The sequence below is a fragment of the Serratia sp. CY43202 genome (genome assembly GCF_052168755.1).
In the GTDB taxonomy this organism is placed as follows: Bacteria; Pseudomonadota; Gammaproteobacteria; order Enterobacterales; family Enterobacteriaceae; genus Serratia; species Serratia bockelmannii.
Genome location: NZ_JBJNMB010000007.1, coordinates 287,601 through 300,653 on the forward strand (window position 1 = coordinate 287,601; position 13,053 = coordinate 300,653).

A 13,053-nucleotide genomic window follows, 5' to 3' on the forward strand; every position below is an offset into this window, starting at 1 on the left:
GCTCACTCATGCGGCGTGGCCGCGAATTTATAGCCCATGCCCCACACCGTGAGGATGCGCTCGGGTTCTGCCGGGTTGCGCTCGATCTTGATGCGCAGCCGGTTGATATGGGTGTTGACGGTGTGCTCATACCCTTCGTGCTGATAGCCCCAAACCTGATTCAACAGGCTGAGGCGCGAGAACACCTGGCCCGGATGGCGGGCGAAAAAATACAGCAGGTCGAATTCGCGCGGCGTCAGCTCGACCGGTTGTTGGTGCAGGTGCACCTCGCGGGCGATGGGGTCGATGGTCAGATCGTTGAAGCTGAGCACGCCGGCGTCCATGCGCAGGTTACGGCTCATGGCCTCCTGGCGGCGAAACAGCGCCTTGACTCGTGCCACCAGCTCCAGCATGGAGAAGGGTTTGGCCAGATAGTCATCGGCGCCCAGCTCCAGCCCCAACACGCGATGCACCTCGCTGGAGCGCGCGCTGGTGATGATGATCGGCGTGTAGCGCGTCATGGTGCGCGCCCGGCGGCAAATCTCCAATCCGTCCACGCCCGGCAGCATCAGATCGAGGATGAGGGCATCCCAGCCGCCCTGTTCCAGCATCGCCATGCCTCGGTTACCGTCGGCGGCGTGGCTGATGGCGTAACCCTCGTCACGCAGATGCAGCTGCAGCAGCTCGGCGATGTCGCCGTCGTCCTCGACGATCAAAATTCGTTTTGGCTTTTCCATTCTCATTACCGCTGATTGCCCGATCCTCTCTGAAGTCTACACAACCCCCACCGGTGGAGTTATCACATTTTATTTAACTTTGCGTGAGGTCTTGGGGAACAAATCCGGGGAATACTCGACTCATCGCATCGTTAGCTGGCAGGAATCGTTATGAGCCTCACTCTCACTCCGGAACAACGACAGACCGTGCATCCGCTGTGGCTGCGGTTGACGCATTGGCTGAATGCGCTGGCGATGCTGATCATGGTCACCAGCGGCTGGCGCATCTACAACGCTTCACCGCTGTTCAATTTCAGCTTTTTCAACGAGCTGACGCTCGGGGGCTGGTTGGGCGGCGCGCTGCAGTGGCATTTTGCCGGCATGTGGCTGTTTGGCATCAACGGGCTGTGCTACCTGCTGCTGAACCTCGCCAGCGGGCGCTTCAAACGTAAGTATTGGCCGCTCAGCCCGAAGCAGTTTCTCGCCGATGTCGGCGCGGCGCTACGCGGCAGGCTGCAGCACGCCGATCTGCGCCACTACAACATGGTGCAGCGCGTGGCCTATCTGTCGGTGATGATCCTCGGCGTGCTGAGCGCATTGTCCGGACTGGTGCTGTGGAAGTCGGTGCAGTTTCCGCTGCTGCGCGCGCTGCTCGGCGGCTATGAGGCGGCGCGCTATATCCACTTTTTCGCCATGTCGGCGCTGGTGGCCTTCGTCGCGATCCACCTGGTGATGGTGGCGCTGGTGCCGCGGACGCTGCTGGCCATGCTGCGCGGACGTTAAGGAGTTCACGATGAAAAAGGATAAACCGATCATGACGATTGGCGAAGGGCAGACGATCGTCAAAGAAGCGCAGCGCTTGCTGAGCGCGTCTTCGCGCCGCCGCTTTCTGCGCAATGGCCTGACGCTGGGCGGCATCGCCATGCTCACCGGCTGCGATCTCAGCGATAACGCCAACGTTGAACAGGCGCTGAGCCGCATCTCGCGCTTCAATGATCGAGTACAGGGCTGGCTGTTCAACGGCGATCGCCTGGCGCCGGTCTACCCGGAATCGATGATCACCCGGCCGTTCCCGTTCAACGCTTTCTACGCCGAGGAGGACGCGCCGGACATCAACGGCGACGACTACCGGCTGGAAGTGGCGGGGTTGGTGCAGGACAAGCGCGCCTGGAGCCTGCCGCAGCTGCATCGGATGGCGCAGGTCAGCCAGGTGACGCGCCATATTTGCGTTGAGGGTTGGAGCGCCATCGGCAAGTGGGGCGGTGTGCCGTTCGCCACCTTTCTCAAGGCGATCGGCGCGGATCTGAGCGCCCGCTACGTCAGCTTCAAATGCGCCGATGACTACTACACCAGCATCGACATGGCCACCGCGCTGCATCCGCAGACGATTATCGCGCTGACCTACGACGGCCAGATCTTGCCGCGCAAGTACGGCTATCCGATGAAGCTGCGCATGCCGACCAAGCTGGGCTACAAGAATCCGAAGCACATTCAGGTGATCGAGGTCACCAACCACTTCCCGGGCGGTTACTGGGAAGATCAGGGTTACAACTGGTTTGGCGGCAGCTGAGGCGGCCGCCGGCCATTCTCCGGCACTCCGGTGCCTTTGACATGACGGAAGGAAATACCATGAAAAAGTTATTCGCAATCATGATGTGCAGCGCGCTGATGCTGGGTGTGGCCGGCGCCAACGCCGCGGACGGCATGAGCAAAGACGCGATGAAAAAGGACGGCATGAGCCAGATGTCGCACGACGGCATGGCGAAAGATGGGATGAAGAAAGAGTGCATGGGCAAGGCGTGCATGAAGAAAGACAAGATGGGGAAAGACGCCATGAAAAAAGAGGGTATGGCGAAAGACGGTATGGCCAAAGACGGCATGAAGAAAGACGAGATGAAAAAGGACGCGATGGGGCACTAAGCCGCCGCACCCCGCGGTCGCAAGCGGCAAACCGTGGCGGCCGCGGGCAACATAAGGAGAGAGGATGATGCTGGCGACATGGCTGCGGCGCTTTCGGCGCTCGAACGGGGACGTTATCTTTATGCGTGCGGCGTTGGTGGTGATCTTCGCCGCCTTCGGCTACGCCAAATGGTTTGATTACGAAGCGCAGGGGTTAGTGCCTCTGATCGGCAACAGCCCGCTGCTGAGCTGGATGCATCAGGCGTTCGGCATTCGCGGCGCCAGTTATGCATTGGGCGTCGCCGAATGGAGCTTCGGTTTACTGTTGCTGGCGGGGTTCTGGTCGCGGCGGCTGGGTTTGCTGGGGGCGATCGGATCGACGGTGACCTACCTGACCACGCTGACGCTGATCTTTTCCACGCCGGGTGCCTGGGAGCCCTCCGCCGGCGGGTTTCCCGCCATGGCCGGGGCCACCAGTTTTTTAATTAAGGATCTGGTGTTGCTGGCCGGTTCCCTGGTGCTGCTGAAGGCCGATTTACCGGCCGAGCAGGCATAAAAAAGGGCGTAGCCTGGCTACGCCCTGTGGTTATTTCTCGGCCATCACATATCCGGGAAGGTCAGGGTGCCCCCCGGCGCCTCGCGATGAATGTGCAGGAAGTTCAGGTGCTTCTCGTACTGGTCGAGAATGTCACCAATCACCTGTTCCTTGCTGTAGTCCATCAGGTCGTTGCCCTGGGTGCCTTCCATCAGGAAGGTTTCCAGCCGGTAGTAGTGCGATTTACCGGAGCGGGCGCGGTAGGTGAAGCCCGGCACCGAGTAGCGCATCGGCCAGATCTGATAGATGAAGTTCTGTTCCTCGCCCAGGTGCACCAGCAGTTCCAGGTGGTTCAGGCGCTCGTCTTCGGTCGGCGGCACTTCGCTGAACTCCACTTTCGCGCCGCGCAACTCCAGCTCGCGCGCCACGTCCTGCATCGCCGGGCGGCAAACCTTATCCAGCATTTTCTGCGTGTACTGCGTGCCCGGGTAGTTCATCACCCGCGACAGACGCTGTTTCCAATTGAGCACATCGTGGCTGGAGACCGGCACCGGCGCCAGGGTGCTGAGCGCGCTGGCCTTGCGGTAGTCTTCCACCCGCAGCGATTTATACAGCCCGGCCATCACGAAGAAGATCACGAAGCTGAACGGCAGGCCCATGATCACCGTGGTTTTCTGCAGCGCCGGTACGCCGTCGGTCATCAGCATGCCGATGGTCAGCAGGCCGATGGCCACCGACCAGAAAATCCGCAGCCAGTTCGGTGCATCATTATTGATATCGGCCAGGCGCGAGGTGAAGTTACCCAGCACCAGCGAGCCAGAGTCCGCCGAGGTGACGTAGAACAGCAGGCCGGTGATGGTGGCCACCGAGGCGCTGAAGGTGAAGCCGGGGTATTGCGCCAGCAGGCTGTAGAAGCCGCGCTCCGGGAACTGCATCACTTCCTGAGCAAACTCGGCGTTGCCGTGGATGATCTGGTACAGCGCGCTGTTGCCGAAGATAGACAGCCACAGCAGGGTAAACACGAACGGTATGATCAGCGTGCCGACCACGAACTGACGAATGGTGCGCCCGCGCGAGATGCGCGCCAGGAACAGGCCGACGAACGGCGACCACGCCACCCACCAGGCCCAGAAGAACAGCGTCCAGTTGTTCATCCACTCCACCGGCCGATCGAAGGCGAAGCTGTTGAGCGTCATGCCCATAAAGCGGTTGACGTAATCGCCGACGTTGAGCACCAGCGCGTTGAGCAGGAACTCGGTGTCGCCGAAGAACAGCACGAACAGGATCAGGCCCAGCGCCAGCAGCACGTTTAGCTCGGACAGGATGCGGATGCCCTTGTTGACGCCGGAAGTCACCGAGATGGTGGCCATAATCACCGACAGCAGGATCAGCGAGCCCTGCACCGTCAGGTTTTCTGGGATCTCGAACAGCACCTTAAGGCCGTAGTTGAGCTGCACCACGCCGATGCCCAGCGTGGTGGCGATGCCGAAGATGGTGCCGAGCACCGCGGCGATGTCCACGCTGTGGCCGATCGGGCCGTTGATGCGCTTACCGAAGATCGGGTACAGCGCCGAGCGGATGGTCAGCGGCAGATTGTAGCGATAGCTGAAGTAGCCGAGGGCGATGCCCATCAGCGCATACATCGACCAGCCGGTCAGGCCGTAGTGGAACAGCGTCCAGACCATCGCCTGGCGCGCGGCCTCCAGCGTTTGCGCGTCGCCTTCCGGCGGCATCATGTACTGGGTCACCGGCTCGGCGACCGAGAAGAACATCAGGTCGATGCCGATGCCGGCGGCGAACAGCATCGCCGCCCAACTCATCAGGCTGAACTCCGGTTTGGACTGTTCCGGCCCGAGCTTGATGGAACCGAAGCGCGAGGCGGCGATAAACACCACGAACACGATGTACAGCGTCGCCGCCAGCAGGTAGTACCAACCGAAGGTGGTCGACACCCAATTCAGCGTGCGGGTGATCCACTGCCCTGAGAAGTCGGTGAAAAAGATGGTCATCAGCGAGAAGGCCAGGATCAGCCCCGCCGAGGTGAAGAAAACCACAGGGTTGAGGCGGTCCTGCTGCGGTTTGGAGGAGGTTTCGCGTGTTGTCATCGTCATCCTCTGAACTGAGTAAAATCGTGCCGCTCCGCATTTCGGGGCGCGTTGGCGCCGCCGGAAAACGGGCGAATGAAGGCGGCGACCATCCCCATGGGAATGGCCTGAAAAACGCCGCTTTCGCCTGTTGCTGAAGCACCGGAGCGCTTCGTGGCGGGAACCGCTTACAGCCACTGATTTTGGTCAGATTCGTTAATTACCTCACAAAAATCAGCCAGTTCCACAACCAGATAGTACAAATTTTTAACCAGGCGGCAATAAAATATATGCAATTTTTATTGAACGTTCAATCAAAAAAAAGTTTAATAGTCCTCATGATGACCTGAATCACGGGCGAAACGGCAGTGAAATTTGCCCGCTGAGATAAGGCCGAAGTCGGTTTTGTGAGAGTCGAAATATGCCAAAGGTAGGAATGCAGCCAATCAGAAGGCAGCAGTTGATTGATGCCACGCTCGCCGCGGTAAACGAAGTGGGAATGCATGACGCCACCATCGCGCAGATCGCGCGGCGGGCCGGCGTTTCCAACGGCATCATCAGCCATTATTTCAAGGACAAGAACGGCCTGCTGGAAGCCACGATGCGCTATCTGATCAGCCATCTGGGCGAGGCGGTGAAGCTGCGGTTGCAGGCGCTGACCGATAACAGCCCGGCGGCGCGGCTGCAGGCGATCGTCGCCGGCAACTTCGACGACAGCCAGATCAACAGCGCGGCGATGAAGACCTGGCTGGCCTTTTGGGCCAGCAGCCTGCACCAGCCGCAGCTCAACCGGCTGCAACAGGTGAACGGCCGCCGGCTTTATTCCAACCTGTGCGCCGAGTTTCGCCGCGTTATGCCGCAGCCGCAGGCGCGGTTGGCGGCCAAGGGGCTGGCGGCACTGATCGATGGGCTGTGGCTGCGCAGCGCGCTGCGCGGCTCGGCGTTCAATCAGTCGCAGGCGTTGACGCTCACGACCGAATACATCACGTTCCAACTCCGGGGGCAAACGCCGCCCGGAGGCTAACTCAAGGAGATCCTATGTCCCGTTTTGGCTTGCAGAAGCTCTATATTCATGGCGCCTATGTAGACAGCACCGCTGGAAAAACCTTCAACGCCATTAACCCGGCGAACGGCGAAGTTCTGGCTGAAGTCCAGTCCGCCGGCGCTGAAGACGTCGATCGTGCGGTGGCCAGCGCGGCCAGCGGGCAGAAGGTGTGGGCGGCGATGACGGCGATGGCGCGTTCGCGCATCCTGCGTCGCGCGGTGGATATTCTGCGCGAGCGCAACGATGAACTGGCGGCGCTGGAAACGCTGGATACCGGCAAAGCGATGTCGGAAACCACCGCGGTGGACATCGTCACCGGCGCCGACGTGCTGGAGTACTACGCCGGCCTGATCCCGGCCATTGAAGGCGAGCAGATCCCGCTGCGCGACACTTCGTTCGTTTACACCCGCCGCGAACCGCTGGGCGTGGTGGCCGGCATCGGCGCCTGGAACTACCCGATTCAAATCGCGCTGTGGAAGTCCGCGCCGGCGCTGGCGGCGGGTAACGCGATGATCTTCAAGCCGAGTGAAGTTACGTCGTTGACGGCGTTGAAGCTGGCGGAAATCTACACCGAAGCCGGCCTGCCGGACGGCGTGTTCAACGTGGTGACCGGCAGCGGTGCGGAGGTGGGGCAGTACCTGACCGACCATCCGGGCATCGCCAAAGTCTCTTTCACCGGCGGGGTGAAAACCGGCAAGAAGGTGATGGCCAACGCGTCGGGTTCGACGCTGAAGGAAGTCACCATGGAGCTGGGCGGCAAGTCGCCGCTGATTATCTTCGACGACGCCGATCTGGATCGCGCCGCCGATATCGCCATGATGGCCAACTTCTACAGCTCCGGCCAGGTGTGCACCAACGGCACCCGCGTCTTTGTGCCGGCGGCGCTGCAGGCGCAGTTTGAGGCGAAGATCCTCGAACGCGTGAAGCGCATTCGCCTCGGCGATCCGACCGATCCGCAGACCAACTTCGGGCCGCTGGTCAGCTTCGCGCACATGGAGTCGGTGCTGCGCTTTATCGAAAGCGGCAAGAACAGCGGCGCGCGCCTGCTGTGCGGCGGCGAACGCGTCACCCATGGCGAATTCGGCAAGGGCGCTTATGTGGCGCCGACGGTATTCAGCGACTGCCGCGACGAGATGGAAATCGTGCGCGAGGAGATCTTCGGGCCGGTGATGAGCATTCTCAGCTACCAGAGTGAAGAGGAAGTGGTGCGCCGCGCCAACGACACCACCTTCGGCCTGGCCGCGGGCGTGGTGACCCACGATCTGGCCCGCGCACACCGCGTGATTCATCAGTTGGAAGCCGGCATTTGCTGGATCAACACCTGGGGCGAGTCGGCGGCGGAAATGCCGGTCGGCGGTTATAAGCAGTCCGGCGTCGGCCGCGAAAACGGCCTGACCACGCTGGAGCACTACACCCAGATCAAATCGGTGCAGGTCGAGCTGGGCGAATACGCCTCGGTATTCTGATCTTCCCGTCGCCTTTCGAGCCGCAGCCGCGTTGGCTGCGGCCGACACTCCTCGAGAGCCAAATACACCGCCTGCTGCGGATCAGCGCTTCGCGTTTTCGCATCGTGCAGGCCTATAAAGTAAGGAGATAATGAATGGAATTTGACTACATCATTATCGGTGCCGGTTCCGCCGGCAACGTGTTAGCCACCCGATTGACCGAGGACGCCGACGTCAGCGTGCTGCTGCTGGAAGCCGGCGGTCCGGATTACCGGATGGATTTCCGTACTCAGATGCCGGCCGCGCTGGCGTTTCCGCTGCAGGGCCGCCGCTATAACTGGGCGTATGAAACCGATCCTGAGCCGCACATGAACAACCGCCGGATGGAATGCGGCCGCGGCAAAGGGCTGGGCGGTTCGTCCCTGATCAACGGCATGTGTTATATTCGCGGCAACGCGATGGATTTCGACAACTGGGCCAAGGCGCCGGGTCTGGAAGACTGGACCTATCTGGACTGCCTGCCGTATTTCCGCAAGGCGGAAACGCGCGATATCGGCCCGAACGATTACCACGGCGGCGATGGCCCGGTGAGCGTCACCACGCCGAAGGCCGGTAACAACGAACTGTTCCACGCCATGGTGGAAGCCGGCGTGCAGGCGGGCTATCCGCGCACCGACGATCTGAACGGTTACCAGCAGGAAGGCTTCGGCCCGATGGATCGCACCGTGACCCCGAAAGGGCGCCGCGCTAGCACCGCCCGCGGTTATCTGGATCAGGCGCGTTCGCGGCCGAACCTGAAAATCGTCACCCATGCGCTTACCGACCATATCGTGTTCGACGGCAAGCGTGCGGTGGGCGTCAAGTATTTGCAGGGCGACAGCAATCAGCTGACTCACGCCACAGCGCGCCGCGAAGTGCTGCTGTGCGCCGGCGCCATCGCCTCGCCGCAAATTCTGCAGCGTTCGGGCGTCGGCCCGGCGGCGCTGCTGAAAAGCCTGGACATCAACGTGGTGCACGATCTGCCGGGCGTCGGAGAAAACCTGCAGGACCACCTGGAGATGTACCTGCAATACGCCTGCAAGAAACCGGTGTCGCTGTACCCGGCGTTGCAATGGTTTAACCAGCCGAAGATCGGTGCGGAGTGGCTGTTCAACGGCACAGGCGTCGGCGCCAGCAACCAGTTCGAGGCCGGCGGCTTCATCCGCAGCCGCGCAGAGTTCGCCTGGCCGAACATTCAGTATCACTTCCTGCCGGTGGCGATTAACTATAACGGCAGCAACGCGGTGAAAGAGCACGGCTTCCAGGCGCACGTCGGCTCGATGCGTTCGCCGAGCCGCGGCCGGGTGCAGGTGAAATCGAAAGATCCGCGTCAGCACCCGAGCATTCTGTTCAACTACATGGCGACTGAACAGGATTGGCAGGAGTTCCGCGACGCTATCCGCATCACGCGCGAAATCATGGCGCAGCCGGCCCTGGACGAATACCGCGGCCGCGAGATAAGCCCAGGGCCGGACGTGCAGACCGACGAACAGCTGGACGCCTTTGTGCGCGAGCACGCCGAAACCGCCTTCCACCCGTCCTGCTCGTGCAAGATGGGCGAGGATGAGATGGCGGTGGTCGACGGCCAGGGCCGGGTGCACGGCATGGAAGGATTGCGGGTGGTGGATGCGTCGATTATGCCGCTGATCATCACCGGCAACCTGAACGCCACCACCATCATGATCGCCGAGAAGATCGCCGATCGCATTCGCCAGCGTGCGCCGCTGCCGCGTAGCACCGCCGACTACTACGTCGCCGGCGATGCGCCGGTGCGCAAGCAGTAACCGACACGCCCTCTCGCCGTTGAGGGGGAGGGCCGCCGTAGCAAGCAACCCCTCTCCATATGCTCTTCCCCAAGGCGAGGGGGCAACTCTCTTTTTATCCCTTATCCCATCATGCCGCCGGCAGCGAGATCGCCTGATCGAAACTGTTGGGCGTCGCCATGCGCCACATGCGGGCGTAGAACTCGCTTTTGATCTCCGGCTGCAGCAGCGCGCCCGGCTCCAGGTAGTAATAGATATCGGCATACACCTTGATCTCGGTCGGCGTGATGCGGCGCAGCATATGGTGCGAGGTCAGCTGCTCCGGGCGGCTGACGCCGGCCGCCGCCAGCATGTCCGCCAGCGCTTTCACCGTATTTTGATGGAAGTGATAGACGCGCTCCGCCTTGTTCGGCACCACCAACGCCTTCTGACGCAGCGGATCTTGCGTCGCGACGCCGGTCGGGCAGTGGTTGGTGTGGCAGCTTTGCGACTGGATGCAGCCGACGGCGAACATAAAGCCGCGCGCCGAATTCACCCAGTCGGCGCCGAGCACCAGCACGCTGGCGATGTCAAAGGCGCTGATGATCTTGCCGCTGGCGCCAATCTTGATTTGGTCGCGCAGGCCGCAGCCCACCAGCGTGTTATGCACGAACAGCAGCCCTTCGCGCAGCGGCATGCCCATATAGTTGGAGAGTTCGAGCGGCGCGGCGCCGGTGCCGCCTTCCTTGCCGTCCACCACGATAAAGTCCGGCAGAATGCGGGTGTGCAGCATCGCCTTGACGATGGCGACGAACTCCCACGGGTGGCCGATGCACAGCTTGAAACCGACCGGTTTGCCACCTGACAGCTCGCGCAGCTGTTGGATGAACTGCATCATTTCCAGCGGGGTGGTGAAGGCGCTGTGCGAGGCCGGCGAGATGCAATCCATGCCTTCCGGCACGCCGCGGGTGGCGGCGATTTCCGCATCCACCTTCTTCGCCGGCAGAATGCCGCCGTGGCCGGGTTTAGCGCCCTGGCTGAGCTTGATTTCAATCATTTTCACCTGCGGGCTTTGCGCCTGTTCGGCAAAGCGGCGCGGATCGAAATGGCCGTCGGCGGTGCGGCAGCCGAAATAGCCGCTGCCCAGCTCCCACACCAGATCGCCGTTGTTTTCGCGGTGATAGCGGCTGATGCTGCCCTCGCCGGTGTCGTGGTAGAAGTTGCCTTTGGCCGCGCCGAGGTTGAGCGCGCGGATGGCGTTGGCGGAGAGCGCGCCGAAGCTCATCGCCGAAATGTTGAAGATTGACGCGGAGTAGGGCTGGCGGCAGTCGGCGCCGCCGATGGTGACGCGAAAACTGGTCGGATCGGCGGCTTCCACCGGCCGCATGGAATGGCCGATGCACTCATAGCCGGTTTGGTACACATCTAGCAGGGTGCCGAACGGCTTGTCGCCCATCTCGTTTTTCGCCCGGCGATACACCAGCGTGCGCTGGGTGCGCGAAAACGGGATTTCTTCATTGTCCTGCTCGAGGAAATACTGGCGCAGTTCCGGGCGGATGAACTCGAAGAAGAAGCGCAAGCGGCCGATGATCGGGTAGTTGCGGCAAATGGCGTGGCGTTGCTGCGTGAGATCGTAGATACCCAGCACCATCAGGCAACCGCAGGCCAGGGCCGGCAGCCAGAACCACGGATGATTGTGCATCATGATCAAGAAAACCAGGGTGAGCAAGATGCTCAGCACAAAGCAGGTATAGCGGCTGAATAAGGACGACTTCATAACATCTCCTGATGTTTATTTTAATCCACACGACATGACTCACGGATAATCCGTGTGCAAATCGTAACCAACAGGAGGGGATGTTGTGTGTCTGTTGCTGCTTTGTCGCCAGTTGTTACATTAATTTAACGTGACGGAAGGGGGGGCGGGTTGCCGCGCGGCGAACCGCGCAACAAGCCTGGGTATTTATTTGCCGGCGACGAAGATGGTGCTCATGCTGCGCAGCCGCAGTTTTTTCATCGCGCTGTATTTCTGCGAGAAGATGGTTTTCGGGTGCGTGCCGCGCTTTTCCGCAATGTGCAGCAGGCTGTCGCCACGCAGCAGGTTGAAGATCACGTCGCTTTCCGCCGGACTGAGCTCGCGGGTTTTCTGCACCCGGATACCGCCCGGTTCCTTGCTTTCCAGCAGCCGCTGGATTTTTTCCTGCAGCGAATAAAGCGGAATGCGGGTGGAGACCAACTCGACGGAAATCCCCAGGATCGACAACAGTTTCACTACCCGCTCGTCGTCATAAAACACCAGCAGGCGCGTCTTGCTGTTGTACTGCTGATGCAGGGACACCAGGCTTTCGATCACGTTGACGCTCTGTTCCAGGTTTTGCGAGGTGAAAATCAGCGCAATATCGTGCTTGGTGATCTTCTCTGCTTTGGCGCCGCCGTGCATGAAATCGGAAAACAGGCGGATATCGTACGCGCCGTAGTGTTTCTTTAGCAGCACCGACAGGCCAACATAGCTGTACTTACACTCACTAATCACAAGAACGTTGTTTTTAGACATAGGGCAAACACCAATACCGAGTTAAAAGTATTCAGCTGTAAGAAGCGAGTTCAAATCCTTGATGCTGGATTCCTTCCACAGCTTTCCCTGCAGTGCGTAATATGGCATTTCATCCAGCCATTTCTTGTGTTCGGGAGTTTCAACTCCTTCGATAATTACCTTGTAATGATTAAGGTAAAAAAAGCGCAGTAACGCGCGCATCAAGCCCTCGCCGCCGGACTTTTTCATGAAGTCCCAAAGCAGAAAACGGTCGAGCTTAACGAAGCGGAACTGGCTGTTGTACAACGCGGAAAAACCCGCATAGCCAGAACCAAAATCATCGAGCCAAAATGAATAACTATTCAATGACGGATCGCCGTGCACGCGATCTTTCACCAGCCGGGTTGAATTCTCGCTGATCTCAAAATGAATACAGCGCAGGGCATTAATTCTTTCGGCAAAGTGAGTATTCGCCAGCGATTGCAGGGAATAATCGTCAACATTCAAAGTGGCTATCACTTGGTTTTCATGAAACCAGTGTTTGTATTTATCGATCAGATTGATCTGATCCATCAAAATCTCAATCCGGGTTGCGCTGTCGGCGTGACGAAAGAACTGTTCAGGAGAAAAATGGGCGTATTCGCTATTAAACGTAAAGCGAGACAGACATTCAACGGCCAGCAATTGTCCCGATTTCGCGAACATTGGCTGAAAAACATAATTAATGCCGTTATTTTTCTCTCTGAAAGAACCGCTCATTTCCCAATCCTTGGATTGATATTTAACTTGTTGATTTTAAATGCTTAAAAAGAAAGTTACTCCAGGTTTATTGGTAAATTTCTTATTTAAAACGTCAGAATGACCGAAGCGTGTCGACAGACCATTTAACGCGTAATTCGTGCCAAATTCCAAACGTCGCAATCTGTTACTAAATGTAAATATTCGGGATAATATTCTGATTTTCAGGCCTTAATGCAAAATCTTGAACTCTGCAGCTTTCCCAAACACAGATTATTCCTATTCATATGAATCGTCA

12 protein-coding genes are annotated in these 13,053 nt (G+C 59.5%); 7 read left to right on the forward strand and 5 right to left on the reverse strand.

Features of this window, described 5'->3' with window-relative positions:
* Positions 1 to 2: 2 nt before the first annotated feature.
* Positions 3 to 716 carry a response regulator transcription factor gene (locus tag ACJ8J5_RS16790; protein ID WP_049295257.1) on the reverse strand — a complete coding sequence of 238 codons (714 nt, stop codon included), beginning with the start codon at positions 714 to 716 and terminating at the stop codon, positions 3 to 5.
* Positions 717 to 866: 150 nt separating this feature from the next.
* Here ACJ8J5_RS16790 and ACJ8J5_RS16795 point away from each other — a divergent pair, with 150 nt between their 5' ends.
* The 4 genes from ACJ8J5_RS16795 to ACJ8J5_RS16810 all read left to right on the forward strand — a co-directional run bounded on the left by ACJ8J5_RS16795 (position 867) and on the right by ACJ8J5_RS16810 (position 3,150).
* Entirely contained in the window at positions 867 to 1,478 is a 612-nt protein-coding gene (locus ACJ8J5_RS16795) for a cytochrome b/b6 domain-containing protein (protein WP_173889018.1), read from the forward strand.
* 10 nt (positions 1,479 to 1,488) lie between these two features.
* Positions 1,489 to 2,265: a molybdopterin-dependent oxidoreductase gene (locus ACJ8J5_RS16800; RefSeq protein WP_414104867.1), complete on the forward strand. Its 777-nt coding sequence runs from the start codon at positions 1,489 to 1,491 to the stop codon at positions 2,263 to 2,265.
* Positions 2,266 to 2,324: 59 nt separating this feature from the next.
* Positions 2,325 to 2,615 (forward strand): pentapeptide MXKDX repeat protein, encoded by a 291-nt coding sequence (locus tag ACJ8J5_RS16805; RefSeq protein ID WP_323712129.1) that lies wholly within the window; start codon positions 2,325 to 2,327, stop codon positions 2,613 to 2,615.
* A gap of 64 nt (positions 2,616 to 2,679) precedes the next feature.
* Positions 2,680 to 3,150: a YkgB family protein gene (locus tag ACJ8J5_RS16810; RefSeq protein WP_004939115.1), complete on the forward strand. Its 471-nt coding sequence runs from the start codon at positions 2,680 to 2,682 to the stop codon at positions 3,148 to 3,150.
* Between the two features lie 44 nt (positions 3,151 to 3,194).
* Here ACJ8J5_RS16810 and ACJ8J5_RS16815 read toward each other — a convergent pair whose 3' ends face one another.
* Positions 3,195 to 5,234, reverse strand: coding sequence for a choline transporter (locus ACJ8J5_RS16815; protein ID WP_004939112.1), 2,040 nt, complete (start codon positions 5,232 to 5,234; stop codon positions 3,195 to 3,197).
* Positions 5,235 to 5,634: 400 nt separating this feature from the next.
* On the opposite strand from ACJ8J5_RS16815, the gene betI reads away from it, so the two are divergent.
* The 3 genes from betI (at position 5,635) to betA (ending at position 9,526) form a co-directional block, all read left to right on the forward strand.
* A complete protein-coding gene (gene betI / locus ACJ8J5_RS16820; RefSeq protein ID WP_025302109.1) occupies positions 5,635 to 6,237 on the forward strand; it encodes a transcriptional regulator BetI in 603 nt (200 codons plus the stop codon).
* 14 nt (positions 6,238 to 6,251) lie between these two features.
* Positions 6,252 to 7,724: a betaine-aldehyde dehydrogenase gene (gene betB / locus ACJ8J5_RS16825; RefSeq protein ID WP_025302110.1), complete on the forward strand. Its 1,473-nt coding sequence runs from the start codon at positions 6,252 to 6,254 to the stop codon at positions 7,722 to 7,724.
* 134 nt (positions 7,725 to 7,858) lie between these two features.
* Complete coding sequence (gene betA / locus ACJ8J5_RS16830) at positions 7,859 to 9,526, forward strand: choline dehydrogenase (RefSeq protein ID WP_049295261.1); 1,668 nt, start codon at positions 7,859 to 7,861, stop codon at positions 9,524 to 9,526.
* A 109-nt stretch (positions 9,527 to 9,635) separates the two neighbouring features.
* Here betA and ACJ8J5_RS16835 read toward each other — a convergent pair whose 3' ends face one another.
* The 3 genes from ACJ8J5_RS16835 to ACJ8J5_RS16845 all read right to left on the reverse strand — a co-directional run bounded on the left by ACJ8J5_RS16835 (position 9,636) and on the right by ACJ8J5_RS16845 (position 12,776).
* Positions 9,636 to 11,261 carry an FMN-binding glutamate synthase family protein gene (locus tag ACJ8J5_RS16835; RefSeq protein ID WP_060432723.1) on the reverse strand — a complete coding sequence of 542 codons (1,626 nt, stop codon included), beginning with the start codon at positions 11,259 to 11,261 and terminating at the stop codon, positions 9,636 to 9,638.
* Positions 11,262 to 11,447: 186 nt separating this feature from the next.
* Positions 11,448 to 12,038 carry a LuxR family transcriptional regulator gene (locus tag ACJ8J5_RS16840; RefSeq protein ID WP_004939094.1) on the reverse strand — a complete coding sequence of 197 codons (591 nt, stop codon included), beginning with the start codon at positions 12,036 to 12,038 and terminating at the stop codon, positions 11,448 to 11,450.
* A gap of 21 nt (positions 12,039 to 12,059) precedes the next feature.
* The gene (locus tag ACJ8J5_RS16845) at positions 12,060 to 12,776 is read right to left on the reverse strand and encodes an EAL domain-containing protein (protein ID WP_016928483.1); all 717 of its coding nucleotides are present in this window, start codon (positions 12,774 to 12,776) and stop codon (positions 12,060 to 12,062) included.
* Between the last annotated feature and the right edge of the window lie 277 nt (positions 12,777 to 13,053).

Coding starts and splice junctions, on each gene's coding strand:
- ACJ8J5_RS16790 (WP_049295257.1), bottom strand. CDS start 716: ATGGAAAAGCCAAAACGAATTTTGATCGTCGAGGACGACGGCGACATC.
- ACJ8J5_RS16795 (WP_173889018.1), top strand. CDS start 867: ATGAGCCTCACTCTCACTCCGGAACAACGACAGACCGTGCATCCGCTG.
- ACJ8J5_RS16800 (WP_414104867.1), top strand. CDS start 1,489: ATGAAAAAGGATAAACCGATCATGACGATTGGCGAAGGGCAGACGATC.
- ACJ8J5_RS16805 (WP_323712129.1), top strand. CDS start 2,325: ATGAAAAAGTTATTCGCAATCATGATGTGCAGCGCGCTGATGCTGGGT.
- ACJ8J5_RS16810 (WP_004939115.1), top strand. CDS start 2,680: ATGATGCTGGCGACATGGCTGCGGCGCTTTCGGCGCTCGAACGGGGAC.
- ACJ8J5_RS16815 (WP_004939112.1), bottom strand. CDS start 5,234: ATGACAACACGCGAAACCTCCTCCAAACCGCAGCAGGACCGCCTCAAC.
- betI (WP_025302109.1), top strand. CDS start 5,635: ATGCCAAAGGTAGGAATGCAGCCAATCAGAAGGCAGCAGTTGATTGAT.
- betB (WP_025302110.1), top strand. CDS start 6,252: ATGTCCCGTTTTGGCTTGCAGAAGCTCTATATTCATGGCGCCTATGTA.
- betA (WP_049295261.1), top strand. CDS start 7,859: ATGGAATTTGACTACATCATTATCGGTGCCGGTTCCGCCGGCAACGTG.
- ACJ8J5_RS16835 (WP_060432723.1), bottom strand. CDS start 11,261: ATGAAGTCGTCCTTATTCAGCCGCTATACCTGCTTTGTGCTGAGCATC.
- ACJ8J5_RS16840 (WP_004939094.1), bottom strand. CDS start 12,038: ATGTCTAAAAACAACGTTCTTGTGATTAGTGAGTGTAAGTACAGCTAT.
- ACJ8J5_RS16845 (WP_016928483.1), bottom strand. CDS start 12,776: ATGAGCGGTTCTTTCAGAGAGAAAAATAACGGCATTAATTATGTTTTT.